Genomic DNA, 26,978 nt, shown 5'->3' with positions numbered 1-26,978 from the left:
ATTAAAGTTTCACTTTACAGCATTTTGTATATACAAATTCGAAAATAAGAATGAGAATCCTGCTTTTAAATAAAAAAAAGCAACATTCTTATGGAATGCTGCACAAGGAGGGTAGCTATCTTTCATAGGGACATTGTCTCGTTGAATGTTTTGTGTATGGAAACAAAACATGTTGAAAGACAATTATAAGAAAGTAGAAACAAAAGATTTACACACTTCTTTAAGGGATCTTACGAAAGATGAGAGATAAGAAATATGTAGAACCTCGTTTACATATTTTATTATAGAGATTTTTCATTAACACTATGTGAATATTTGGTAAAGGTTATGTAATTTTAAAGTTAATGAATATAAGTAGTTGTATGGAAGAAAATAAAAAAAGAGGCTGAGATTACTCAGCACTCTTCTTTTCTTCTTTAATAACTGTTTTTACTTCACCAGTTTTGATCTTATTACTTTCAGAGAAGCGAAGTAAGTCACCTTCAATGATTTTATCAGACATGTTCAATTCATTTTGGGCGCGATCAATTAGTGGTTGAGATTCTTCTTTCGGTAATTGTACAACTTCGCCAGTAGCACGGTCATAGAATGTACTGTTTGTGTACATGTATTTATCTGTAACGAAGCTACCGTCACGAAGAACAACGAATCCTTTATTATCAGGTGAGAATACATCATGACCGAATCGAACGTCATTTGTAGAATCTACACCAAGTAAGTTTAGAATAGTTGGTTTAATGTCAATTTCACCAGTTGGTTTCGAAATTGTTTTACCTTCTTTTTGACCTGGAACGTGAATAAACATCGGTGTTTTTTGTAAGTTCATATGGTCAAATGCAGTGATTTCTTCTTTTCCTAAGAACTGTGCCATTGCACGGTTATGGTTTTCAGAAATACCGTAGTGGTCACCGTAGAATACGATTACTGAGTTGTCGTAAATACCTTCTGCTTTTAGACGCTCAATAAAGTGTTTCATTGCTTCGTCTAAGTAACGAGCAGTTACCATGTAACGGTCAAATACTCCATCACCAGAATTGTATTCGTCGATTAATTTTGTACTGTCATCGTAAGTGAATGGGTAGTGATTCGTTAAAGTAAGGAAGCGAGTATAGAATGGTTGCTTCACTTGTTTTAACATATCAATAGATTGATCGAAGTACTCGATATCTTTTAATCCCCAGTTTAATTTTGTTTCTGGCGTAATCTTGTAGTCAAGTTCGTTGTAGTAACGATCATAACCAAGTGCTGGATACATAATGTTACGGTTCCAGAATGTTGCGTTGTTTGCGTGGAATACCGACGTGTGATACCCTTGCTGACGTAAAATTTCTGGAGTTGCTGTATATTCATTGTTACCGTGTGTGAAGAATACAGCACCGCGGTCTAGTGGATATAACGAAGTATCTACTAGGAATTCAGCATCAGATGTTTTACCTTGACCAGTTTGATGGAAGAAGTTATCAAAGTAATAACTTTCTTTCGTAAATTGGTTTAAGAATGGTGTAACTTCTTGTCCGTTAACTGTTGCACCAATTAAGAATGTTTGTAATGACTCAAGAGAGACAACAATTACGTTTTTCCCTTTTGCAGTACCGAACATATTTGGATCTGGTTTACTTTGTGTTGTTTTTACGTAGTTTTCTGTTTCTTGTAATTTACTACCGTCAGCGAACGCTTTTTGTGAACTTGATTTTGCTTGTAAGCCAAGATCGTATACTTGGTGTACATATAATCCTAAGTTTTTAACAAGCATAACGCGGTCGAATGAACGTGTTAATAGTTCTGGGCGTTCAGCTTCTGCAAGTCCTAAGTTTGCGAAGAAAATAGCAACTGTTGATACGAAGTATAGAGAACGCATCGGGCGTGCTACACGCTCTGTAGGTGCAAAGTTCTTCATTTTCTTTAATAGAACGAAGAAAACGATAATGTCTGCAAATGCAAGGATAATTTTGTAGTTAAATAATTCTTTCACACTAGAACCTAAACTTCCGAAGTTAGATGTTTGTCCTAGCACCGGTAATGTAACGAAGTCATTGTAGAATCCGTAGAACATTACGTTACCAACAAGAACGATTGTTAAGACAAAATTAATTCCAAGTGCTATATAGTTACGTTTTTTCCCTTTTGCAAATAATGCAAGACCAACAAGCAGTAATGATGCTGCTAATGGGCTAAGGAATAAAATGAATTCTTGCATGAAAGATTCAAGTTTTAAGTCAAAGCTTGTGCGTGTAATAAGGTAAGTTTTCAGCCATAAGGCTAAAGCTACGAATACAGTGAAACGCACATTTTGAAATTGTGATTTCAAGGTTTCTTTCATTCATTTCCACCCTTTCTCTATCAGGCTTGGTCGATTTTGGAGCGAAAAATGCTAAAATAAAAAATACATAGTTTTCTTGGCCATAATTAAAGGTTCTATATTCACCCATATACGACTATAACTATGCATACCCTTTTGGTTTCTTTTGTTGCTCATAAGCATAACGTCATTTCTGTATTATACAACAAAATTCATTTCTGAGAAACACTATAACATTTTACATTTTTTGTATAAGATTTGTCACTACCAGAGAAAACTTTAACATTCGTTTATATGTCCGTCAACTAGAAAATATAACAAAGGTAGAGCAGAATGTTAAGTAGAAGTGAAAATTTTCTTTGTTGAGAAATAAGAAACGAAGATGGGTAAGGGTTATCTAGAAATCTATTATATGAAGGAAATCGTGTAAAAATTAACGAACACTTGTTCTTTTTTAGTTTGTTTGTTACAATAAAAGTTCATTGATAGGTTTTGTGTAATTTCCATGAACTTTTACTGATAACATATTGTAGCTTATTTCTTTTTAAAAATAGGGAGGCTTTTTACATGAAACAAAAATTTTCAGTTGAAGCGTTTTGGAAGAAAGTAAAACATGTTGCAAAGCAAGCAGGGCAGTCGGTCATTTATGCAAGTTTATTACTGTTTTACGTTTTGCAAAGACCAGATGTTCCAAAACGAGTGAAAATTATTGTAATTGGAGCACTTGCTTATTTTATTGCACCGATTGATGCGATTCCAGATTTCATTGCTGGAATTGGCTATACGGATGATTTAGGGGCGTTAACGGCCGCACTAATACAGGTGTCGTTATACGTCAATGAAGATGTGAAAGATAAGGCACGAGTGAAGTTGGCAGAATGGTTTGGTTCGGATATAGACACAACATTTATCGATCAGAAATTAGGTCAATAGGTGAAACCTGTCATAAGGTGACAGGACGAACGTAAGCGAGGAAGTGCATTATGCCATCAGGAAGAACGCATACGAAAATAAACTTAATATCCCTTCCGGTTGTTTTGTTTTTTCTCTTTTCGTATGGATTAACAAATTTTGATTTTTTATTAACTTTTGCAATTGGTTTTTTAGTAGGTACTTCATTTTTAACACCAGATTTAGATACGTACAGTAATGCTTATAACAAATGGGGTTTCTTACGTATATTTTGGTATCCTTATAAAAAAGTAATGCCGCATCGATCTTTCTTTACGCATACGATTATACTTGGTGATGTGATTCGTATTGCGTACATGTTAATCGTCTTTTCTCCATTTTTATTTCTATTAAATGTAATCGCACTGGATGGTAATTTAATAGAAATTGCGAAGAAACATGAGGTTGAAATTGTAACGTTCTTAATGGGAATTGTTGTGGCAAGTACGCTTCACATTATAGCGGATAAAGTGAATACGCGCCGAAAGAAAATGATGAGAAAAAAGAAGAAACGCAGAAGATAAAGTGAACGAATTAGGAAAAGGACCCTTGCAATTTGCAAGGGTCCTTTTTTAAACAAACGTTTGTTTAAAATTAAGCTTTCAGTACTTTAATTCCTTTTACAATGTTCCAGATGAAGTAGTATAAGCTGATGATTCCGCAAATAGCTAAGACAATCATTGATCCAATTCCAAGTGTTACATCTGCTTGGTCAGATCCCATGCCCATAATTCCTAAAATGGCTACACCGATAAATGTAGCAATACTTGGAATGATGTGTGTCCATAGAGCACGTTTTGCATGTGGCTTTGTTTCAGCGTCCCCCACAATCCAAACGATAATTGGGAATAAGATAGGGGCAAATAGTACACTAAAGTACGATAAAGCAGCTAATATTTTGTTTCCATTCATATATATCACCTCATAAATAATGTCCGTTGTTATACTATTATTATGCAATAAATTTTGCAAGCTTTCTATCGATGAACATTACAGGAACATGACGATTTTGTAAGATTTTTTCGTCAAATGATAAAATTTTCAAAAAAATCTTTTTTAATGGAAATTGTTATGGTACAGTATAAATGAAAGTTGTTGAAAACGTTTTCTTAAACGTTTTTTTATTTTAGACTTAAAGGTATGATGACCTGATAGTCTATTGATGAGGTTATTCTATTTAAAAGGGGATTCTTTAGGGGGAGAGAACAATGAACACATGGACACAAGTTTATGATCCATTCGGAAACATTTGGATTTCGGCAGCGGTAGCACTTATTCCGATTATCTTTTTTTTCTTAGCTTTAGCAGTTTTCCGCATGAAAGGGTATGTGGCAGGATTTATTACAGTTGTACTTACAGTTTTAGTAGCGTTATTCGCTTATAAAATGCCGTTCACGATGGCAATGGCAGCGACCGGATATGGTTTCTTATACGGATTATGGCCAATTGCTTGGATTATCATTATGTCGGTATTTTTATATAAAATTTCTGTGAAAACAGGTCAATTCGATGTGATTCGTGCATCGGTATTATCGATTACGAACGATCATCGTCTACTTGTTATTTTAATTGGATTTTCATTTGGAGCATTTTTAGAAGGAGCGGCAGGATTTGGGGCACCAGTAGCGATTACAGCAGCACTTCTTGCGGGGCTTGGGTTAAATCCTTTATACGCAGCAGGTCTTTGTTTGATTGCAAATACTGCACCAGTGGCGTTCGGAGCGATGGGAATTCCGATTACAGTTGCTGGACAAGTAACAGGTATTGATCCACATAAAATTGGACAAATGGCTGGGCATCAATTACCGTTCCTATCATTATTTGTGCCATTCTTTATCGTATTTTTAATGGATGGATTTAAGGGGATACGACAAACGTGGCCTGCGTTATTTGTAGCGGGTAGTTCATTTGCGATTACGCAGTTCATTACAGCGACATTTTTAGGACCAGAACTTCCGGATATTACATCGGCACTTGTAAGTTTAATTAGTTTAGCGCTGTTCTTAAAAGTTTGGCAGCCGAAAGAAATTTATCAATCCGGGCAAGCAAATAGTGAAGTAGCAGCAACAACGACAGTAGCATCGATGCCGAAATTAACGTTTGGAAAAGTAGTGAAGGCATGGTCTCCATTTATCGTATTAACGGTTATGGTAGTCATTTGGAGCCAAAGTTTCTTTAAGGCATTATTCGCTCCAGGAGGGGCTTTAGCAAGTCTTGTATTTAAGTTTGAAATTCCAGGTCTGCATAATCTAGTAATGAAAGCAGAGCCGATTGTAAATAAATCAACGCCTTACGAGGCAATTTTGAAGTTTGATGTATTATCAGCAACCGGAACGGCGATTTTAATTGCTTGTATCATTTCCATGTTTATTTTGAAAATGAATGTAAAAGATGCAGTAGTGACATTTAAAGAAACGTTAAGCGAATTAAAAATGCCAATTCTATCTATCGGATTCGTACTAGGGTTTGCATTTATCGCAAACTATTCTGGTCTATCTTCTACGTTAGCGTTAGCATTAGCCGGAACTGGCGGACTATTCCCGTTCTTCTCACCATTCTTAGGCTGGATTGGCGTATTCCTAACAGGGTCTGATACGTCTGCAAATGCACTGTTCTCAAATTTACAAGCCATTACAGCGCAGCAAGTCGGCGTATCTGAAGTGCTTCTCGTTGCAGCAAATACAACAGGCGGTGTAACAGGTAAAATGATTTCCCCGCAGTCGATTGCGATCGCTTGTGCAGCGGTTGGTCTTGCTGGAAAAGAATCGGATTTGTTCCGTTTTACAGTGAAGCATAGCTTATTCTTCGTAATTATTGTTGGTATTATGACGTATGTGCAGGCGTATTATTTAACGTGGATGATTCCGTAAAGAGCAAAAGAAATAAGCTTTGAATTTTTCAGATTATGGTGTATGATGGGAAAGTATTGAAAATTAAATCAGTGATAAACTAGGGGTGCCTAACGTATGCGTAGGCTGAGAGAGAAGCGCGTGAACTTCTTAACCCTTTGGACCTGATCTGGCTCGTACCAGCGTAGGGAAGTTAACGGCTTTACATAATGATGTCTTTATGAGCCAGGTCCTTATTTTTTTATGGACCTGGCTCTTTTTATTTTGGCATACGCTGGCCATATCTCGTCCTTGTCACGTACAGGGGGGCAACAAAGGTTATGAAACAGTCTGTTTCAGCTGAGCAAATTGAATTGAAATCGAGTTTACCAGGGAGTAAGAAAGTGTATGTGGATGGACCACGAGAAGGTATGAAAGTACCGATGCGTGAGATTGAACAAAGCGAAACGAATGGCGTTCCAAATCCGCCAATTCGTGTGTATGATACGAGCGGCCCTTATACGGATCCTGAGTATAAAGTGGAGTTAGAAAAGGGGATTCCAACGCCGCGCCATTCTTGGATTCTGGGGCGTGGTGATGTAGAAGCATACGAAGGGCGTGAAGTGAAACCAGAGGATGACGGTGTGAAAGTGGCTTCGAAACATACACCTGTTTTCCCGCAGATGGATCGCAAGCCACTTAGAGCAAAGCAAGGTGCAAACGTTACGCAAATGCACTATGCACGTAATGACATTATTACGTCTGAGATGGAGTATGTTGCGATTCGTGAAGGGGTAGAGCCGGAGTTTGTTCGTAAGGAAATCGCAGAAGGCCGCGCTATTTTACCAGCGAATATTAATCATCCAGAAGCTGAACCGATGATCATCGGGCGTAATTTCCATGTGAAGGTAAACGCGAATATCGGAAACTCAGCTGTATCTTCTTCGATTGCAGAAGAAGTAGAGAAGATGACATGGGCAACGCGCTGGGGTGCAGATACGATTATGGATTTATCTACAGGTAAAAATATTCATACGACGCGTGAGTGGATTATTCGTAACGCGCCTGTACCAGTTGGAACTGTACCGATTTATCAAGCGCTGGAAAAAGTAAACGGAATTGCAGAAGATTTAACGTGGGAAGTATATCGTGATACGTTAATTGAGCAGGCGGAGCAAGGCGTTGATTACTTTACAATTCACGCTGGTGTATTGCTTCGTTACATTCCAATCACGGCAAAGCGTACGACAGGTATCGTTTCGCGCGGTGGTTCGATTATGGCGCAGTGGTGTCTATTCCATCATAAAGAAAACTTCCTATATACTCACTTTGAAGAGATTTGTGAAATTATGAAGCAGTACGATGTTTCGTTCTCTCTTGGAGATGGATTACGTCCAGGGTCTATTGCAGATGCAAATGACGAAGCACAGTTTTCTGAGCTTGAAACACTTGGCGAATTAACCAAAATTGCTTGGAAACATGATGTGCAAGTTATGATTGAAGGACCTGGACACGTACCGATGCACTTAATTAAAGAGAATATGGAGAAAGAGCTTGATATTTGTCAGGGCGCGCCGTTTTACACACTTGGGCCGCTAACGACAGATATTGCACCAGGTTATGACCATATTACATCTGCAATTGGAGCTGCGATGATTGGCTGGTTTGGAACAGCGATGCTTTGTTATGTAACGCCGAAAGAACATTTAGGTTTGCCAAACAAAGATGATGTACGCACGGGTGTTATTACGTATAAAATTGCAGCGCATGCGGCTGATCTTGCGAAAGGACATAAAACGGCTCATCAGCGTGATGATGCACTTTCAAAAGCACGCTTCGAATTCCGTTGGCGCGATCAATTTAATTTATCTTTAGATCCTGAACGTGCGATGGAATATCATGATGAAACGTTGCCTGCAGAAGGGGCAAAGACAGCTCACTTCTGTTCAATGTGTGGACCGAAGTTTTGTAGTATGAGAATTTCGCATGATATTCGTGAGTATGCAAAAGAAAATGATTTAGAAACGACAGAAGCAATTGAAAAAGGAATGAAAGAGAAAGCAGAAGAATTTAAAGAAGCTGGTAGTCATTTATATCAATAATATGTTACACCTCTTTACTTGATTGATCACACTGTAGTACCTAACTTTATTATAGAAGAAGCCCCATTTGCTAAGACGGTAGCAAATGGGGCTTCTGTTGTTTATAAGGCAAAGAAGAGATGTACCCAGTAGAATAAGAGGAATAGTGTGACGACTGTTGTGAGCGGGATAACGATAAGGGATACACTTAAATAGTCTTTCCATTTTACTTTAATTGTAACTACTCAGCTTCTTCAAATAAAAAAACAGGCCAAATACATGTTTCCGATTCGAAAACATGAAAAGAAAATACTCCAATCAGAGAAAGAATCTATGCCAAATAGAGAAATTCTCTTATGAAGTCGTGTTATTCCAAGGAACCGTTCTAGTTTCTATGACTTGGTTTATCGCTTGTAAGACCGATTGTTTTTGTTTTTTCATGGTACTCATAAAGCTTCGTATCTGACAAAAAGATTCTGCGCCTTTCTTACTTCGGAAAGTCCCAGACACTTTCTGTTTTACTTTCGTCATCCGAATATCCCGTTCTGCTTGATTGTTATCAAATGGAATGGCTGGATGTTCTAAAAACGCTAGAATTCTGTCAGAATACTTGACGAAGCGATTCCATAAATTTTGAGAAGGCGTCTGCTTTCCTTTCTTCTTTTGTTTCGTGGAAAGAATCTGTTGTTCTTTCAATATGGATTGATACATAATAAACAGATTCTTTTGCGTCGCTTTTGGCATGGTACCTTCGGATTGCTTTTTCATCGTCAACGCTTGCGTTAGAAATTTCTGCATCTGTTGTGCCCATTGTTCTCCAGTACTATCTATAATTCCTTGTAAATCTCGTAAGAGATGGGCATTACATAAAACGTGACGACAATCTGTATACGCATCATACGATTTCCAACCATCATGCATCGCAATTCCAGAAAAAGATGGCAAGATTTCTCCAGCATCCATTGCTTCTTTTCCACGTTTTTGATGAATATGTTGCAATGTCACCTCCGGTGTACTGGCAGTATGTAACCATTGTGTTTTGTTTTCTACACGCATACCAGTTTCATCAAAATGGACAACAGGAGACTGCAGAATCTTTTCCTTTACTTCTTTTATGAATGGCTGCAATTGAGAAGCGAAAGCCTGTGTATGATTTACCAGGGTTCCTTCGCTTATAGAATGTCCAAAACAATCCTGAAAGAATTCTTTTGTTCGCTTCAAAGAAATGCATTGATAATGCGTTAAATAGGGAATCAGTCTTTTTATATTTGGACCATATTGAACAGGACGAGATACTGTCGAAGGAAATTGGGCTTCTTGGATAGAATGGCAATGTGGGCATTCTTTCTGTTCTACTTTATGTTCTGTCACTTCGATCTGAATAGGTGGTAAGTCATACACTTGGCGAATGCGATACCCTTTTACAGGCTCGTGGTTCAAGGAAGTATGACAACAAGTACAATATGTAGGAGAATGTGTAATCGTATGATCTGGAGTCGCTGTCAAACCAAGAGTATGTCCCTTGTGGCCCAACTGGCCACCCGTTTGACGATGAGACGGTTTGCGCAAACTTTTTGTAACGGGCTTACCCAAACCATCTGTAGAAGGTGGCTTATGACTATTTTTGGAGTTTTTTTTTGAAGCATTTTCTAGTTCTTGTATACGTTTTTCTAACTTAGAAAATGTTTCTTCAAATAAAGAAATAACAGCTTCAGGTCCTTTTTTATATGTATCTAAAATAATTTTTCGATCGACCATAAGATTCACCTCCCCTGTTTGATATACTCAGTATTTACAAATGGGAGGCATATGAAACTAGTAAAATTTAAAAAAGACACCGAAAGGTGGCTGAGTAGTTACCTTTAATTTTGTTTTGTTTCAGAATATACATCCAAATGAGTGAGGCTAGTGTACCAATTGGTAGTAATAGTGAACCGATGTCACTACCAATGATGTTTGCAAGATAGATTGTTTTTAATGTGACTGGATCTAGTCCCATTTCTGTTAATGTAATTGTACCAATCATAAGGGCAGGATGGTTATTGAAGACGTTAGAGAGGATGGATACAAGTCCGCCCATTGCAAAGCTAGCATAGAGTAGATGCTGATTCACAATTGGCTCGAGCCATTGTACAAGTGCAGCTGTTAATCCTGCGTTGTGGAGTCCGTAAATAATGACGTACATAGAGAAGGCGAAAATTAAAATGTGCCACGGTGTCTTTTTCAAAATATCGACAGGATTTGTTCGTAAGTAGTACCATCTCCAAATGAGAAGAACGAGTGAACCAAGTACTGCAACGATTTCAATTGGGATGGATAAGAAGGATGCAACGAATAGAAGACAGCGCATCAGGAAGACGAAACCTAATACTTTTAACATGAATCTTGTCCGTTTTTGTTTCGTATCAACAGAATTATTTCCTTTTAGTGGATGGAAGTTTTTCGTGAAGAAAATTTCTTCAATATCATATGAAGAAACAGGTAATTTTTTCGGAAGTTTTTTCTTCAAAACTGTATACATGAGCCATGACATAAATAATAAGCCTAATGTTGCAGGTACAAACATCATAGCAGTATGCATATAAAGAGTCATATTAACGATATTTAATGCAATTAAGTTTACGATATTACTTACACCAATTGGTGCACTAGATGCGGTAGCGATTAAAGCTCCGCTTAATAAATAAGGAATTTGTTGATGTGGTTTTAATTGAAGATTTTTTAGAAGAAGAATTAAAATGGGAGTTGTAATTAAAATACTACCGTCGTTATTAAATAAAAGAGTCATAAGAAAACATAATAATTGAATATACCAGTATAGACGGCGTCCAGAACCTTTCGCTAGATTTGCCAGTTTCGCTGCGGATCAATGGAAGAAGCCGAAGCTTTCTAATATAACTGCCATAACAATAGTTGCTAATATTGTTATGGAGGCCCCTCCTATTTTACTAACAATATCTATGACGTCTGGTTTTGACACAAGTCCAGTGATTAGGATAATGCCAGCACCAATTGCTGCTGGCCACGCCTCATTTAAACCGCGAGGCCGCCAAAAGATAACAATCATCGTTAAGAAGAATACAATAATAGTAATCCATATTTCAATGCTCATATTTTGCCTACCTTTCTATTTTCCCTTGAACAGATGTAGCTTGTCTCAAGTTTATATTGGTAGTATATTCAGCAAAAAATAAGAAGAACTAGACGTATAACGAGATGAACCGAATATGTGTTTTTCATGCTAAAGGACAAGTGTCACGAATAGTGAAATAACTATTATGAGAGGAGTCTATAAATTATTGGGGCAGTAAAATAGTAAATGAAATTTATATGGGCAATTATGGAGATATATTGGCGCAACTTAAAATATATCAGCGATTATTGAAATATATTGGCGATTTTTAAAATATATCGACTTATCAACAAAACATGACAAAAGGAGTCTATTCCAAAATGCCTTTTGGGACAGACTCCAAGACTATATTATTTTTCCTTCAAAAAAGTACGATCCTTCAAGAATAAATTCCAGAAGAAAATAAATCCTGGTAATAAAATTGCAATCCCAATTGCGTATAGAATGAGCAGTGCATAGAACGTTTCTGTCGTTGTAAAGCTTGTAAATACAGTTACGTCAGGATAAATAATATACGGTAAATGGGCGACGCCGTAAGCGTAGCTTGCAAATGCATATTGAGCGACGACAGCTAAAACGGCAATGCGAGGGTATCCTAGTGTATTGTATTTTTTGTTTGTCCACCAAAGGGACGAGTATCCGATAACGAATAAAACAATAGAAACTGTAAACCACGGGAATTGCTTTATTAATCCTTGCATAAGCCAATGTGTTTCTGGATCCATTACAACGAGAGCGATGATCGCTGTAACGAGTGTTGCAGGACCAAGGATGATGGCATTTCTTCTATAAATTCTATACGTATCTTCTGAACTTTGTTCTCTCGCAAAATCAGCGAGAAAGAGAGAGGAGAGAAACAGTTCAGACGTTAGTCCGAAGAGCATATAACAGTAGATAACCGGGCTAGAAAGAAGTTTTCCATACAGGAGTACTTCTTTTCCTTCAGACATTGTAATATAGGCTCCCTCTGTAACGGGTAAAACGGTAATTAATAGTGCTGGAATTAAGAGACCAGTAATACCTGAAATAACCCGAAGAAGGTACTGATATTTTGGTAAGGAGTAAGCAAATACCATAAACGTACTACGTACTGCAACGAGCACTAAAATTAACATAACTGGTACGAACATTACTGTCGCAAGAGTAAAGGCCGCTTTCGGAAAGAAGCCGAGAAATGCGACAACGACGAAAACAAGAAACGTATTTGTTACTTCCCACGTTGGTGATAAGTACCGATTCGCAAGTTTGGCAGCGAGCGTTGGATGTTTTGCGTATACCATGCCCCAAAAACCAGCTCCAAAATCGATGGACCCTAATATACTGTATACGAAAATAAGGGCCCATAAGATGATGATTGCAATACTTTCCTCATGCACGAGAATCGCCTCCTTGGTGTTGTAAATCATTCTTTAATGGATGTCTTCTAAAGAATGTCCGTAGAACAAAGACTGTTAAAATAGCGAGTCCAATATATAAAATGATGAATAAAACAAATAAAGGACCGACGAAATCAGCGCGAGTAGAAGCATCGACTGTACGTTGCATACCATAAATTGTCCATGGCTGACGACCGCTACAACTGAAAATCCATCCGAATTCAATACCGAGCATCATAATTGGTCCGCATGCGGCAGCCCCCAAAAGTAACCACTTCGGTAGTTCTGTCCCCTTTTTTCGGTAAACGAAGTACCAATATAAGAGCGCAATTGCTGCAACTGCAAAGGTAAACGCAGCGGTGCCGACCATTAAGTTGAACAGTGTATGTGTATAAAATGGTGGCCATGTTTCTTGTGGGAATTCATTTAGACCTTTTACGACAGTGCTAGGGTCTAGTCCCACTAATAAGCTAAGCATGTTTGGGATTTCAAGTGCATAGTTTAGTTCAAGTGTATTAGGATCCACAACCCCGCCAATGGATAGCGGTGCGTGTGATGTCGTTTCAAATAAAGCTTCAGCAGATGCAAGTTTTTCAGGTGAGTGTTTATGTAGGGCGATTGCCGATTCGTGCCCTGAAAGCCACATCGTAGCGCCTGTAATAAATGTCACGACAAGCCCTAATAGTAGCCCCTTTTTATGATAAGCAATTTCACGTGTACTTAAATTTTTCTTCAATAATTTAAATCCAGCGATAGAAGCAATGACAGCCGCACCAGTTGCATAAGCCGTAATAACGACATGGAATGCACTTGTGCCAAAACTTGGATTAAAGAAAGCTTTCCACGGATCAACGTTAAAAACAGATCCATCTGGATTCATTGAAAAGCCTGCTGGTGTATTCATCCATGTATTTGCTGATGTAATGAGCACGGCGGATGCCGTGGCACCAAGCATGACGAAAAATAGCGAGATTAATCTCATAAATGGAGGAAGTTTATCAGCTGCATATACGTAAATCGACATGAATAAAGCCTCCAAAAAGAAGGCGAAAATCTCAATTTGGAAGGGAACAGAAATAACTTGCCCAACAATTTTGGCGAAACCAGGCCAAAGAAGTGAGATTTGCACACCAACGATTGTTCCAGTTGGAATTGCTACACCGAGAAGAATAGCAAACGCCTTTGTCCATCTTTTCGCCATAATGGCATAGTCGGAGTCTTTCTTCCAGTGATAGAGTATTTCGCTTATAAAAATCATCAATGAAAGACCGACACCAAGTGTTGCAAAGATTATGTGGAATGCTAATGAAGAACCAAAAAATGCTCTTGCTAATGTTACCGTATCCATATGTAAACTCCTCTTCTTTTTTGCCATTATTTTCTGATTGAATTGGAAGATTTATTCAAAAAAACTACCAAAAATATATATGTATTTAAAAAGTGAATATGATAATATAATGTTGTAATATTTTGAATAGAAAGAAATAAATAGTTGGTCATGTTTTGTTTGTTTTTTGCTCAGGAATCTTTTATAATCTTTTATGCGAACATAAGTTCTGTTTTTCGGAATCAAGAAGTTTATGTGAAATGGAGAGGGTGTTTTATGTATCCTGAAGTCATTAAAAAGATGGCATTTTCAAAAGAGCATAGAGATTTATTATTGAAGCTATATAATAAAGAAATTACACGTCGTGAATATGATCGACTTGTACAATCGCTATATAAACCTTCTAAAGAGGTTTGCGGGGGATAGAAATGCGGGAGACAATCTAATAGATTGTCTTTTTTAAATTTATGTATGTTCTGATAAAATTAAGGTTAGCCTTACTAGGGAGGTGAAAAGATTGCGGAAACGTTTATATATAGGGATTGGAGTTATCTTCTTAATCGCTTTAGGTGGAATTGTATTTTGGTCAGCTTTACAAGGAAACCGTACAGAAAATTTTATTTTAAGACATATGGTGAATGACAATGGAACACTTGCCACGTATCGTTTAGTAGATACTAAGGCAGGTACGGGTGAAGCTAAGGGACGTGAAGCTTTATCAGAATCGGCGGGATTATGGTTACAGTATACACTTGATAAAGATGATCAGGCGTTATTTGATGAGCAAGTAAAGGTTATTCAAGATAATTTCATATATAAGAATCATATCGTTTTATGGAAACTCTCTGAAAAGGGAGAGAGGCAGTCAGCTACAAATGCACTTATAGATGATCTTCGTATTATAGAACAATTATATCGTGCTTATGAAATGTATAAGGAAGAGCGTTATAAAAACCTTGCCGATCAATTAAGTGATGCTGTACTTCGTTATAATAAAAAAGATAATTATTATGTTGATTATTATGATGCAGATGCAGGAAAACAAAATAATTTTGTAACAACATCATACATAAATCCGCGTGCATTCTCCTATATGAAGAAGTACGGCAAAGTTTCTGCTCAGCAATATCAGGAAGTCGTTCAATTTTTAGCAGATTATCCAAGGCATGGCTGGGCATTCCCAAAAGAGTATAAAGAAGATGGTACATTTACGTACGATAAAGAAGTGAATCTTATTGACCAATCATACGTTGCATATCATCGAAGTTTAGGTGGTCTTTCATCAGCTGCTTATTTGGAATTTATAAAGAAGAAGTTCCAGGAGGATGGAAAGCTATACGGTCGTTACAATTTAGAAACGGGAAAACAAACTGTGAATTATGAATCGCCGGCCGCGTACGGACTAACGATTTTGTACGTACTACAAACAGGTGATACAAAGTTTGCGAAGGAATTGTATGATCATATGGCCACATTCCGAAATGACAACGTATTTAGTAGATATTACGGTGGATATGTAACAGGTGAAAATAATAATACGCATATTTTTGATAACGTATTGCCGCTTTTAGCGGAAATGGAATTGGAGAAGAGTAAGAAATAGAAGGTGCTATCCTCTGGAGATGGCACCTTCTGAAACTGTAAAAGATATACAAGATAAGATGATTGCTACAAAAGATAGCCAAATTTCATTTTTATAAGGACAAATATCTACCATTTCAATATGAGTTACTATAGCAGCTGGCATTATAGCATCTTTAGCATTTGCTTATGTAACATATTTAAATAAAAAAGTTAATAAAACTATTGAAGAAGGAAAAGAACGAAATAGAATCGCAGAAGAAAAAAATTCAGTAAGCTGAAGAATTAATTGGAGAATCCCAGTTGATAGCTACTACAGGGCAGGAGAAATTAGATCTATTAGAAAAAAAACAAAAAGACCTCCCGAAATGGTGGTCTTTTTGTTTATATATAAATATTTTTTTATGTATAAGTAATTGGATGTATTATAAAGAATTTACCTTAAATACAATAGCCCAAGTGATACCAACATAAACACCTTTACCTTTATTATTAGCATCTACTCGAGTGGCTAATAGACCATAATACGCAGCTGTCACCGCTACACCAGCACCAATAATAGGCATTACCGTTGCAGCTAATCCTCCAGCAACAGCTCCAGAATTTGCAACAGTATTTAAGTCAGAAACATATTTCTTTGCTTGAGAATTATTAAACTTTCTCTCATATCCCCACCAATTATAAGTCCATGATCCATAAACAGCAGCATAAGCTACAGGACCTTCAGGAGTTACATTTGTAATTGTTAAATCTGGATTAATAATAATAGTTTTTAATTCAACTTGAGAGTTTAAAAAATCAAAATGCTCTTGTAATTTATCTAGCTCAAACTTTTTGTATACATCTTGAGGAACAGATTGAGTAAAACCAATTTTTCCACCTTCTTTAAGTTCCACATATTGCTCTACAGTTTTTATCATATTTTGTTCCGCAAATGATAATTGTTCAACATTATTAGGTTGAATATTTAATTCTTCTTTCACTGGAGTTACTGTACTAGGTGTATCCGCATGAGCAGCTCCAGCAGCAACAGACGAGAATACAAGTAATGAAGATAAAGTAGAAATAGCTATTTTTTTCATGAATTAAGTCCCCTTTTACATTTATGTATTTTTCTAGTATAATATATTATTAGTTGGTTATTTTGTCAATTATTTTATTTAAAGTATTTTTTTCCCAATTAAAGGAGGTGATAAGTATGTTAAATACGATAAGAATATTGCTTACTATTTTAGTAACTTTACTAGGTTCCTATGCATTAATAACACAGAATTTTAATCTTATGCCCTTAACATTCTCCTTCTTAGGATTATCTATTTTAATTAATGGTGTAATAGGCCTTAAAGAAAATCGCAAATTTATGTCTTATACTAGTTTTTTAGCAGCCGCTTTTCTTATTTTTGTAGCAATTTACACAGCTATAATTAGATAAATAAAAAAGATAGTAGTGCTAGTAAAATTATCTTTACAAAATAAAAACCTCTTTGACTTAAGAGGTTTTTATTTTATTTATATTAAAATATAAAAATGTAATTCAATATTTACATATATAGAAAATTATTACAAGTATAGTTATGTGTGTATTTTTTTTGATATAATTACCTTGTGAATAAGCGGAAAGTTAATTAGGTTTATAATTAGTTATATGTAAATAAATTGAAGGGAAAATATAATTTGTAATTAATCAAATTGTTACCGTTATCCAATACGTATTATTAAAATTAAAGTAGTTCAAGTCGGAAAAAGACTGTATAAAGGACCATAGAGCGTAGCTTTACGGACGAAAAAACTACATGGCTACCGATATGCTTGATTTTGTGGGCTGAAGTATGTCCAAATACAGGAATTTCTCACAGTAGCCTGTAAAATATAGGGAAATAGCTCTTCACCTGATCCTGTTTGGTCAGGTGAAGAGCTATTTCCTAGTTTTTATTGTTTTCATTTAATACAATTTTAAAATATGTTAGAGTGTCGTTATTTATTTGTAAATCAATATAATTTTACGTCCTAATACTAGAGAAGTAATCAATCACAAATTCACGAAATTGCTGAGCAGTTTTCGATAAGTAGCGTTTCTTCGACCAACTTAATCCGATGGTTCGCTGACAAGTGGGTTCAATAATACGCAACTTGCTTGATGCTAAAGTAGAGTTTTTTAATAAAGTTAAACTTGGAACAAAAGCGATGCCGAGACCTTGCTTAATGAGGTCGCTAATTACGGTCGGTTCATCGACTTCAAAAGCAATATGCGGAGTGAAACCAGCTTCTTTACAAAATTCATCTGTTAAGTGTCGAAATCCATAGCCAGTGTTCATACTAATGAACGGTTCGTCCTTTACTTCATGGAGGTGGATATTTTCTCGGCCTGATAAACGATGGCCTGAAGGGACGACTAAGAAAATTTCTTCTGTAATAAGTGGTTCCCAAACAATTTCTTCTCCTTCAATTGGCACAGAGGAGATACAAAAGTCAATTTCTATATTATCTAGTTGTCGTTTCATAGAAGGAGTGGATGCCAGAAATTGTTGGAACCGAACGTTAGGATGTTCTAGTAAAAAAGAGCCAAGTAGTTCTGGTAATATTCTCGGAATAGAAACGGCTAGTGTAATAGAGCTTTGTTGTAATTCGGCTAAATCTTTAATTTCTCGTTCCCCTTCGCTTAATTCATGAAAAATACGCTCTACTCGTTTCAAAAATACTTTTCCGAAAGAATTTAAAGTAATCTGTCGACCTTGGCGATCAAATAAAGGGACGCCTAAATCCTTTTCGAGTCTAGCGATTGTTTTGCTGAGTGAAGGTTGTGCGATATGCAATTCTTCAGCTGCCTTTGTCATATGTTCTAGTCGTGCAACTGTCTGAAAGTATTTTAACTGGAGCAGTTCCATTTCGAATCTCCTTTCTATAGACCAAAAGGAATGAATTGATAATTAAAGATGTATTATACAGTATGGAAAGTGACGTGTATAGTAAATCTGTTAAACCATTCTAATGGTGTTAAATTCGGAGAAGGAGTATGTTTCATGAAGGGAATTCAACTTATATTTAAAGATTGGAAAGCGATGTGGCACCATAAACATGGACGTATCGCTTTAATTTTTTTATTAATCGTTCCGTTAATTTATTCAGGATTCTTTTTAGCTGGATATTGGGATCCGTACGGAAGATTAGATAAATTACCTGTTGCAGTTGTGAACTTAGATAAAGGTGCTATGATGGATGAAAAAACAATTCATGCAGGAGACGATTTTGTTAAAAATTTAAAAGAGAATAAGGAACTAGCTTTTCATTTCGTATCAGAAAAAAATGCAGATGAAGGGTTAAAAGAAGATAAATATTATATGGTTGTTACGATTCCAGAGAATTTCTCTAAAAAGGTAAGTACACTTATGGATGAGAAACCAGAACCAGCACAATTGCAGTACAAAGTAAATCCAGGTAAAAACTTTGTAGCAGCGCAAATTGGAACGACAGCTGTTGAAAATATGAAAACAAAAATTTCAAATAGTATTACGAAATCTTATACAGAAGGTGTGTTTTCAAAGTTTCAAGACTTAGCACAAGGGTTGAGTGATGCAAGTAATGGTGCTGGGAAGTTACATGAAGGAACGACAGATGCAAGAAATGGGGCAAATCAGCTTGCAGATGGTATTCATCGTTTAAGTGACGGGACATCAAAAGTGAAAGAGGGAAGTGAAAAACTTGCTTCTAGCAAATCAGCCTTAACTGACGGAGCGAATGAGCTAAGTCAAGGAGCAACTTCACTTCATAGCGGTATGGAGTTATTAGCACAAGGTGAAAAAACGTTACAATCAGGGGTTAGTGAATTAAGTGCTGGTACAAATGAATGGGTGAGCGGAAGTGAGAAGCTTGCTGAAGCCCAAGTAAAAGCGGATGGTGCAGCTAATAGTATAAAACAACAATTAGAAGAGTACGTGAAAAATCATCCAGAAGTGCAGCAAGATCCCGCTTTTCAAAAAATTGTTGCTACGTCTGATGGACTAGCTAAAGCAACAAATACTGTAAATAATAGCCAACAACAATTGACACAAGGTGCGAAGAAGATTGCTGACGGTCAACATAAGATTGAAGAAGGCATGAATACATTCGGAGTTAAGTTAAATGAAGCTACTGCTGGAACGAAAAAGGTAGCAGATGGTGCATCGAATTTGGCTGATGGATTTACGAAGTGGGGAAATGGGTTTACATCATTGCAAGAAGGTGTAAATCAGCTTGCGAGTGGTGGAACGGAGCTGAATAACGGTGCTGGTAAATTAACAAATGGACTTGTTAAACTTGATGATGGTGCGAAAGAACTTTCTACGAAATTGGGAGAGGGCGCAGAGAAGATAGCGGATGTTCGTAATGATGATGCACGTAATACGATGTTCTCAGAGCCAGTTCAGTTAGTGAAGTCAACAGTTTCTGACGTGCCTAACTACGGTTCAGGCATTGCGCCATATTTCTTATCACTTGCATTTTATGTTGGCGGAATTATGGCATCGAATATTTTACCTCTTGGCCGCAGACGGTTCTGGTGCAAAAAAGCGAAATGATTTGAAAATGCTCTTTCAAACTTGGCAATACTGGTGCTATTACTAAAAAAAGGTGTGTGATCAGTATGGAAAAAGAAAATATATTCAAATGGAAACAGTATCAGCCTGATATCATTGTATTAACCGTACGTTGGTACCTGCGGTACAACTTAAGTCTTCGTGATTTAGTGGAAATGATGGAGGAAAGAGGATTATTCTTAGTACATACAACAATTATGCGATGGGTGCATCAATATGGACCAGAATTAAATGAGCGTATTCGAAAACATTTGAAACCAACCAATGATTCTTGGCGTGTGGATGAAACATACATCAAAATCAAAGGAGAGAAAATGTACTTATATCGCGCGATTGATTCTGAAGGAAACACGATTGATTTTTATTTAAGTCGTAAAAGAGATGCGAAGGCTGCCAAACGTTTTCTAAAGAAAGCCTTGGCTTCTGTTCATGCCACAAAACCTCGTTCGATAACTGCTGATGGCGATAAAGCCTATCCTGTTGCAGTACGTGAACTAAAGGAAGAAAAGTGTATACCACACGGTATACCACTTCGTGTAAAAAAATACTTAAACAATATCATTGAGCAAGATCATCGGTTTATCAAAAAACGGATTCGGAATATGCTAGGATTGAAATCATTCCCTACAGCTATAAAAATGATTACTGGAATAGAAGCTATGCATATGATCAAAAAAGGACAAACTCTCCAAGGGGAGAAGTCTGTCCAAAAGCAGATATATCTTATCAATGAACTCTTTGGTTTAACAGCATAAAGTTCCATTCCGTTAGGAATCTTCTATTCTTTTTTCACATTCCACTATTGTTGCACCAGAACCCCGCAGACAAAATATGAAGGTAAGCGGAACGGTACATTTTATTAATAAACTAGGATTGGTATATTTAATTGGACTTATTCAAGCGCTACTCGTAGATGTAGTTGTGCTAGGTGTTATGAAATTAGAAGTCGCAAGTGTGCCACTCTTTGTTTTATCAAGTATTGTTATTTCCTTTACGTTCATGACATTTATTCTTATGTTAGTAACAGTATTTGGTCTTGTTGGAAAGTTCTTAGCGGTAACCCTTCTTGTCCTGCAATTAGCGACGAGCGGAGGTACTTTCCCAGGAGAATTAAACATAGCTGTTCTTAGCAAAATTGGACAGTTTCTCCCAATGTCTCATTCTCTTAGAGGATTACAAGATGTTATTTCTTTAGGAGATTGGTCGCAATTACAAATGCAAATTTTAATATTGTTATGTTATCTCGTTGTTGCCGGTGGAATTGCTTGGATCACGAGTCATATACAGCATAGAGAAACGAATGTAGAACAAGTTTCTTAAGATGAAATAAGCTATCCGATTTTTTCGGATAGCTTATTTTTTATTTACGTTCCATTACTGCAAAGTAATTATTTTCATTATCAGCAAAGTTGAATGCTCTACCAGTAGGTAAATCTACAACCTGTCCAACTGTGACATTTTTCTCAGAAAGATCTTTATATAGACGGTCTAAGTCATTTGAGAAGAACATAAGTGAAGGTGTATTTAGGTTTAGTTCAGGTTGCATCTTCGCGATTAACGCTTTATCGTGAAGGACGATGCTTGTTCCTGCTTCTTTCGCCGGTGCAATTTCAATCCAGCGGAAGCCATTTCCGTTATTTTCTTCCGCAATGATTTGGAACCCTACTTTTTCTGTCCAAAATTGTACTGTTTCGTCTTGGTTATTTACATATAGCATAATTTGTCCAACTTGATTAATCATAGGTGTCTCTCGCTTTCTTTTTATATGCGTATCATTATATCAAATATATGGCTTGAATAGTTTTTTATGATTTTTTCGGAATACAACCTTCGTCCATTTCATCTTTGTTGTAGGAGAAGGACCTGTAATCCAAGTATGAAATGGTATTGTGCTACAAATGACCATTGTTGAAATAGAGATAATAGCCGTTAACACAAATAGTAATAGGCTATATAATATAGTATTTTCTTGCAGTGTGAATAAAGAAAGAAACTTTGTGCATAGTTGCAAGAAGAATAAGTGAGCTAAATAAGCACCATACGTGTAATTTCCAATGAAACGTAACGTTTTATATAAGAAACCACGACGCTGTACTATCATAATAGATAACACATACAGTATGATAATTTCGCATACGATATATAAAAACATAGATGGTTTTATATAGGTAGAAACAGTTAAATGAATAGAGTTTGCTCCGTAAAAACGGTTCTGGTGCAAAAAAGCGAAATGATTTGAAAATGCTCTTTCAAACTTGGCAATACTGGTGCTATTACTAAAAAAAGGTGTGTGATCAGTATGGAAAAAGAAAATATATTCAAATGGAAACAGTATCAGCCTGATATCATTGTATTAACCGTACGTTGGTACCTGCGGTACAACTTAAGTCTTCGTGATTTAGTGGAAATGATGGAGGAAAGAGGATTATTCTTAGTACATACAACAATTATGCGATGGGTGCATCAATATGGACCAGAATTAAATGAGCGTATTCGAAAACATTTGAAACCAACCAATGATTCTTGGCGTGTGGATGAAACATACATCAAAATCAAAGGAGAGAAAATGTACTTATATCGCGCGATTGATTCTGAAGGAAACACGATTGATTTTTATTTAAGTCGTAAAAGAGATGCGAAGGCTGCCAAACGTTTTCTAAAGAAAGCCTTGGCTTCTGTTCATGCCACAAAACCTCGTTCGATAACTGCTGATGGCGATAAAGCCTATCCTGTTGCAGTACGTGAACTAAAGGAAGAAAAGTGTATACCACACGGTATACCACTTCGTGTAAAAAAATACTTAAACAATATCATTGAGCAAGATCATCGGTTTATCAAAAAACGGATTCGGAATATGCTAGGATTGAAATCATTCCCTACAGCTATAAAAATGATTACTGGAATAGAAGCTATGCATATGATCAAAAAAGGACAAACTCTCCAAGGGGAGAAGTCTGTCCAAAAGCAGATATATCTTATCAATGAACTCTTTGGTTTAACAGCATAAAGTTCCATTCCGTTAGGAATCTTCTATTCTTTTTTCACATTCCACTATTGTTGCACCAGAACCAAATTATGTCTAGTATGGCTGGGACTTTCTTATTTACAAGTATTTTAGCTGCTATTTTTATGATTATTGTTGTGAAAATATTCCCGCCAGCACAAGGTGTTGTACTAGAACTAACACAACCTGACAAAGCCGGCAAAGCTGTTAGTGTTGCAGATCAAATCGTCGGTATTTTAACAGTATCTGACTTCTCGAAGTTACTATCTCGTGAAAATATGTTAGCTCTTATTTTCTTCTCTATCTTAATGGGGATTGCAACTTCAGCAGTTGGCGAAAAAGGAAAGCCATTCGCTACATTCCTACAGGCTGGTGCAGAGATTTCAATGAAGGTTGTATCTTTCATTATGTACTACGCCCCAATCGGACTTGCTGCTTACTTCGCAGCATTAGTTGGTGAATTCGGACCACAACTTCTTGGAACTTACTTCCGAGCGGCAATGGTATACTATCCAGCTTCTTTAATTTATTTCTTTGTATTCTTCACATTCTATGCATACCTTGCAGGTCGCAAGCAAGGTGTACAAGTATTTTGGAAGAACATGGTCTCTCCTACAGTTACATCACTTGCAACTTGTAGTAGTGCCGCAAGTATTCCAGCGAACTTAGAAGCAACGAAGAAAATGGGTATTTCTTCAGACGTTCGTGAAACAGTTGTCCTTCTTGGTTCTACACTTCATAAAGACGGCTCTGTTTTAGGTGGCGTATTAAAAATTGCTTTCTTATTCGGTATTTTCAACATGGAATTCGAAGGGCCGAAAACATTAGCAATCGCACTTGTTGTTTCTTTATTAGTAGGAACAGTAATGGGTGCTATTCCAGGCGGTGGTATGATTGGTGAAATGTTAATCGTATCTCTATACGGTTTCCCGCCAGAAGCACTGCCAATTATCGCAGCAATTAGTACAATCATTGATCCACCTGCAACGATGTTAAACGTAACAGCAGATAACGCTTGTGCGGTAATGACAGCTCGCCTTGTAGAAGGTAAGAATTGGATCAAAAACAAATTTGCTTAATAGAAAGAGGATGCTCGTTTAGAGTATCCTCTTTTTGTCTTTATTTATTGATTAGTCGATACCACTCATTCTCTCTCGCCACAAATTTGTTAAAATCTTCACAAATATTCCACATCCATTATCCATTCTCCGTACTATAATCATGTATGGAAAAGGAGATGGAAACGATGACACAAAGCGCACCTGAATTTAAAGTTTTGCAAAGCATTGCATTTCTCGCTGTCGTTTTGCAAAGTTCCTTATTATATACAATGAATCAAGGAAATGTCTTACTTGAGCAATCCCTCATTATGGGCATGCTATTTAATCTTGCAAAATTCTCAGCACCAGCATTCATATTTATCGTTGGATTTCACTTAATTCGTCACTATACGAAGCAATTAGTATATAAAGAATATATTTCTGAAAAAGCGACACACTTACTCATTCCTTATTTCTTTTGGTCTATTCTTTACTTATTAACAACAAATGATCTTATTACATTACAAGGCGGAATAAAAAGTTTATTACTCGGAACAGCCGCGCCCCATCTTTGGTACGTTATTATGATGTTCCAAATTCACTTATTGTTCCCTTTACTATGCACACTTTTTTATTGGTTTCAAAAACGAACAGAAAATAAAAAAGACATATATAAATATATGACCTTTTTCGCTTGCCTATATTTTCTATTAATGTGGTTCTCTTCTCACTATATTTTTAATGGAGAAAAATTAACAAGCTCAACAATTTTACATTATACAGATCGATCATTTCTATTCTACTCTACTCATTCTATTTCGTTATGGGTGGCATTGCCGCTGTAGCACTAAAAACTTGGCGTCTATTCGTCATGAAACATATCCCGCTTATAACAATATTATTTTTCATCTTATTTTTATTCATCAATTATGAGTTGTTTAAATATATCCTCCTATCAATTAAAAAAAGTCATACTGAATCATTATAGCGAGTTAGAGTTCTCTTTACTAGGAGAATACGGATAGATGGAATAGCGCGAAAACCAAGAAATTTTTGTTTTTAAGCTCGGCATACAGCAGGAAATCTAGACATATATATTTGTAACCTAGTGGTGGCAAGGAGTGCACCATAATTTAGGTAGAGAAAAAAGGGGAGGGAAGCGGGATGAATATTTTACTTTGCTGTGCAGCGGGAATGTCTTCCAGTTTGATTGTTACAAAGATGGAGAAAGCAGCAGAGGCAAGAGGGATAGAAGTGAAAATCTGGGCAGTATCAGGTTCTGAAGTGAATAGTCATATTGATAAAGCTGATGTCCTTTTACTTGGACCGCAAGTACGTTATTTATTACCGAAAATGAAAGAATTATGTAAGGATAAAGGGATACCTGTTGATGTCATTCAATCCGTTCATTACGGACTTTGTAATGGAGAAGCTATCTTGCAAGCAGCGTTGTCAATGAAACCATGAGGAGAGTGGGATAGATGATACGGTTTTTAGAGAAGTATGTGATGCCAGTAGCAGGGAAGGTTGCAGAGCAGAGGCATTTACAAGCAATTCGAGATGGAATTATTTTAACGATGCCTTTCTTAATTATTGGATCGTTTTTCCTCATTATTAGTGCACTGCCAATACCCGGATATAACGAGTTTATGGCAGGTTTGTTTGGTGAGAATTGGCAGAGAGCTTTAGGGTATCCAGTTAGTGCAACTTTTAATATAATGGCTTTAATAGCTGTTTTTGGAATCGCTTACAGGCTTGGAGAGTATTATAAAGTGGATGCTTTAGCATCCGGGGCATTGTCGCTTGTGACGTTTTTACTTGCGACGCCATTTCAAGTTGCATATATTATACCAAGTACAAAAGAAAGTGTACTTGTAGAAGGCGCTATCCCAGCTGCATTAATGGGAAGCCAAGGGTTATTTGTAGCAATGATTATTGCACTTATATCTACTGAACTGTATCGATTTATTGTACAAAAAAAGATAATTATAAAGATGCCAGAGACAGTTCCACCAGCTGTCACGCGTTCATTTGCAGCACTTGTTCCAGGATTTATTGTTGTAACAGTTATTTGGATTTTACGCTTAATTATAGAAAATACTTCTTTTGGCAGTATCCATAATATTGTGGGACAAATTTTACAGGAACCACTTAGTGTACTTGGTGCTAGTCTTTGGGGCGCAATAATAGCAGTTATTCTCGTTCATGTTCTTTGGTCGTGTGGAATTCATGGTGCTACTATTGTTGGTGGTGTAATGAGCCCCGTTTGGTTGTCGTTAATGGATCAAAACCGAGTTGCTTTTCAAGCTGGGCAAGATGTACCAAATACGATTACGGCACAGTTTTTTGACTTATGGATTTATATGGGCGGTTCTGGTGCAACGCTTGCTCTAGTTGTTGGAATGTTACTATTTGCACGAAGTCAACAATTAAAAAGTTTAGGGAGATTGTCAATTGCACCTGGTATATTTAATATTAATGAGATGGTAACTTTTGGTATGCCGATTGTGATGAACCCACTTTTACTAATTCCATTCATATTAGTTCCAGTTGTGTTAATAATTGTTTCGTACTTTGCAATGGAATGGGGATGGGTCGCACGTCCGAGTGGGGCCGCTGTACCTTGGACGACACCTATTCTTTTTAGTGGATATTTAGGATCGGGCGGGAAAATTTCAGGTGTTATTTTACAACTTGTTAACTTTGCGCTAGCATTCTTCATTTATTTACCGTTCTTAAAAATATGGGATAAACAAAAACTGGCGGAAGAAAAGGGGGAGTAAAGAA

19 protein-coding genes, 6 pseudogenes and 1 riboswitch are annotated in these 26,978 nt (G+C 36.7%); of the genes and pseudogenes, 15 read left to right on the top strand and 10 right to left on the bottom strand.

Going from position 1 to position 26,978, the window contains the following annotated elements:
• Positions 1 to 391 precede the first annotated feature (391 nt).
• Positions 392 to 2,320 (bottom strand): LTA synthase family protein, encoded by a 1,929-nt coding sequence (locus AC3WVZ_RS25120; RefSeq protein ID WP_000665358.1) that lies wholly within the window; start codon positions 2,318 to 2,320, stop codon positions 392 to 394.
• A gap of 546 nt (positions 2,321 to 2,866) precedes the next feature.
• Here AC3WVZ_RS25120 and AC3WVZ_RS25115 point away from each other — a divergent pair.
• Together AC3WVZ_RS25115 and AC3WVZ_RS25110 are read left to right on the top strand one after the other, a co-directional pair.
• Positions 2,867 to 3,232: a YkvA family protein gene (locus AC3WVZ_RS25115; protein ID WP_000810369.1), complete on the top strand. Its 366-nt coding sequence runs from the start codon at positions 2,867 to 2,869 to the stop codon at positions 3,230 to 3,232.
• A gap of 50 nt (positions 3,233 to 3,282) precedes the next feature.
• Positions 3,283 to 3,774 carry a metal-binding protein gene (locus tag AC3WVZ_RS25110; RefSeq protein ID WP_001139056.1) on the top strand — a complete coding sequence of 164 codons (492 nt, stop codon included), beginning with the start codon at positions 3,283 to 3,285 and terminating at the stop codon, positions 3,772 to 3,774.
• 70 nt (positions 3,775 to 3,844) lie between these two features.
• On the opposite strand, the gene AC3WVZ_RS25105 is transcribed toward AC3WVZ_RS25110, so the two are convergent.
• Complete coding sequence (locus AC3WVZ_RS25105) at positions 3,845 to 4,162, bottom strand: magnetosome magnetite crystal formation protein family (protein ID WP_001014096.1); 318 nt, start codon at positions 4,160 to 4,162, stop codon at positions 3,845 to 3,847.
• A gap of 296 nt (positions 4,163 to 4,458) precedes the next feature.
• On the opposite strand from AC3WVZ_RS25105, the gene lldP reads away from it, so the two are divergent.
• Together lldP and thiC are read left to right on the top strand one after the other, a co-directional pair.
• Entirely contained in the window at positions 4,459 to 6,120 is a 1,662-nt protein-coding gene (gene lldP / locus AC3WVZ_RS25100; protein ID WP_016125704.1) for an L-lactate permease, read from the top strand.
• A 71-nt stretch (positions 6,121 to 6,191) separates the two neighbouring features.
• Positions 6,192 to 6,307: riboswitch (TPP riboswitch) on the top strand.
• Between the two features lie 112 nt (positions 6,308 to 6,419).
• The gene (thiC, locus tag AC3WVZ_RS25095) at positions 6,420 to 8,180 is read left to right on the top strand and encodes a phosphomethylpyrimidine synthase ThiC (protein WP_233935562.1); all 1,761 of its coding nucleotides are present in this window, start codon (positions 6,420 to 6,422) and stop codon (positions 8,178 to 8,180) included.
• A 333-nt stretch (positions 8,181 to 8,513) separates the two neighbouring features.
• On the opposite strand, the gene tnpC is transcribed toward thiC, so the two are convergent.
• The 4 genes and pseudogenes from tnpC to cydA form a co-directional block, all read right to left on the bottom strand.
• Positions 8,514 to 9,917, bottom strand: coding sequence for an IS66 family transposase (gene tnpC / locus AC3WVZ_RS25090; RefSeq protein WP_100910632.1), 1,404 nt, complete (start codon positions 9,915 to 9,917; stop codon positions 8,514 to 8,516).
• A 67-nt stretch (positions 9,918 to 9,984) separates the two neighbouring features.
• Positions 9,985 to 11,271, bottom strand: a pseudogene (locus tag AC3WVZ_RS25085) (arsenic transporter).
• A gap of 371 nt (positions 11,272 to 11,642) precedes the next feature.
• On the bottom strand, positions 11,643 to 12,668 hold the full coding sequence (locus tag AC3WVZ_RS25080) for a cytochrome d ubiquinol oxidase subunit II (RefSeq protein ID WP_000544187.1): 1,026 nt from the start codon (positions 12,666 to 12,668) through the stop codon (positions 11,643 to 11,645).
• Positions 12,661 to 14,016, bottom strand: coding sequence for a cytochrome ubiquinol oxidase subunit I (gene cydA / locus AC3WVZ_RS25075; RefSeq protein ID WP_059304237.1), 1,356 nt, complete (start codon positions 14,014 to 14,016; stop codon positions 12,661 to 12,663). The genes AC3WVZ_RS25080 and cydA overlap by 8 nt, the downstream gene beginning before the upstream one ends.
• 255 nt (positions 14,017 to 14,271) lie before the next feature.
• Here cydA and AC3WVZ_RS25070 point away from each other — a divergent pair, with 255 nt between their 5' ends.
• Entirely contained in the window at positions 14,272 to 14,421 is a 150-nt protein-coding gene (locus AC3WVZ_RS25070) for a hypothetical protein (protein ID WP_000283180.1), read from the top strand.
• Positions 14,422 to 14,512: 91 nt separating this feature from the next.
• Positions 14,513 to 15,598, top strand: coding sequence for a hypothetical protein (locus tag AC3WVZ_RS25065; protein WP_001231661.1), 1,086 nt, complete (start codon positions 14,513 to 14,515; stop codon positions 15,596 to 15,598).
• 403 nt (positions 15,599 to 16,001) lie between these two features.
• Here the strand turns inward: AC3WVZ_RS25065 and AC3WVZ_RS25060 are convergent, their stop codons facing one another.
• Positions 16,002 to 16,658: a hypothetical protein gene (locus AC3WVZ_RS25060; RefSeq protein ID WP_000716866.1), complete on the bottom strand. Its 657-nt coding sequence runs from the start codon at positions 16,656 to 16,658 to the stop codon at positions 16,002 to 16,004.
• Between the two features lie 116 nt (positions 16,659 to 16,774).
• Between AC3WVZ_RS25060 and AC3WVZ_RS25055 the strand changes: the two genes are divergently transcribed.
• A complete protein-coding gene (locus AC3WVZ_RS25055) occupies positions 16,775 to 17,008 on the top strand; it encodes a DUF3953 domain-containing protein (RefSeq protein WP_233935560.1) in 234 nt (77 codons plus the stop codon).
• Positions 17,009 to 17,576: 568 nt separating this feature from the next.
• Here AC3WVZ_RS25055 and AC3WVZ_RS25050 read toward each other — a convergent pair.
• Positions 17,577 to 18,461, bottom strand: a complete 885-nt coding sequence (locus AC3WVZ_RS25050) for a LysR family transcriptional regulator (protein ID WP_200458449.1) — start codon at positions 18,459 to 18,461, stop codon at positions 17,577 to 17,579.
• Positions 18,462 to 18,596: 135 nt separating this feature from the next.
• Between AC3WVZ_RS25050 and AC3WVZ_RS25045 the strand changes: the two are divergent.
• From AC3WVZ_RS25045 to AC3WVZ_RS25035, 3 genes and pseudogenes are all read left to right on the top strand, one after another.
• A pseudogene (locus AC3WVZ_RS25045) lies at positions 18,597 to 20,105 on the top strand (YhgE/Pip family protein); the annotation flags it as partial.
• Between the two features lie 89 nt (positions 20,106 to 20,194).
• Complete coding sequence (locus AC3WVZ_RS25040) at positions 20,195 to 20,902, top strand: IS6 family transposase (protein WP_100910607.1); 708 nt, start codon at positions 20,195 to 20,197, stop codon at positions 20,900 to 20,902.
• A 49-nt stretch (positions 20,903 to 20,951) separates the two neighbouring features.
• Positions 20,952 to 21,467, top strand: a pseudogene (locus AC3WVZ_RS25035) (YhgE/Pip family protein); the annotation flags it as partial.
• Positions 21,468 to 21,507: 40 nt separating this feature from the next.
• Here AC3WVZ_RS25035 and AC3WVZ_RS25030 read toward each other — a convergent pair.
• Positions 21,508 to 21,888: a VOC family protein gene (locus AC3WVZ_RS25030; protein WP_000610162.1), complete on the bottom strand. Its 381-nt coding sequence runs from the start codon at positions 21,886 to 21,888 to the stop codon at positions 21,508 to 21,510.
• Between the two features lie 39 nt (positions 21,889 to 21,927).
• Positions 21,928 to 22,353, bottom strand: a pseudogene (locus tag AC3WVZ_RS25025) (acyltransferase family protein); the annotation flags it as partial.
• A gap of 93 nt (positions 22,354 to 22,446) precedes the next feature.
• On the opposite strand from AC3WVZ_RS25025, the gene AC3WVZ_RS25020 reads away from it, so the two are divergent.
• From AC3WVZ_RS25020 to celB, 5 genes and pseudogenes are all read left to right on the top strand, one after another.
• Entirely contained in the window at positions 22,447 to 23,154 is a 708-nt protein-coding gene (locus AC3WVZ_RS25020; protein ID WP_100910607.1) for an IS6 family transposase, read from the top strand.
• Between the two features lie 17 nt (positions 23,155 to 23,171).
• Positions 23,172 to 24,230: pseudogene (locus AC3WVZ_RS25015) on the top strand (dicarboxylate/amino acid:cation symporter); the annotation flags it as partial.
• Positions 24,231 to 24,397: 167 nt separating this feature from the next.
• Positions 24,398 to 25,137 (top strand): annotated as a pseudogene (locus tag AC3WVZ_RS25010) (acyltransferase family protein); the annotation flags it as partial.
• Positions 25,138 to 25,355: 218 nt separating this feature from the next.
• Positions 25,356 to 25,658: a PTS sugar transporter subunit IIB gene (locus tag AC3WVZ_RS25005; protein ID WP_001023543.1), complete on the top strand. Its 303-nt coding sequence runs from the start codon at positions 25,356 to 25,358 to the stop codon at positions 25,656 to 25,658.
• Between the two features lie 14 nt (positions 25,659 to 25,672).
• Positions 25,673 to 26,974 carry a PTS cellobiose transporter subunit IIC gene (celB, locus tag AC3WVZ_RS25000; RefSeq protein ID WP_233935559.1) on the top strand — a complete coding sequence of 434 codons (1,302 nt, stop codon included), beginning with the start codon at positions 25,673 to 25,675 and terminating at the stop codon, positions 26,972 to 26,974.
• The last annotated feature ends 4 nt before the right edge of the window (positions 26,975 to 26,978 follow it).

Source organism: Bacillus sp. CPT56D-587-MTF (genome assembly GCF_058792335.1).
Note: the sequence above shows the minus strand (reverse complement) of the source record. Positions and strands in the feature narration are given on the sequence as shown.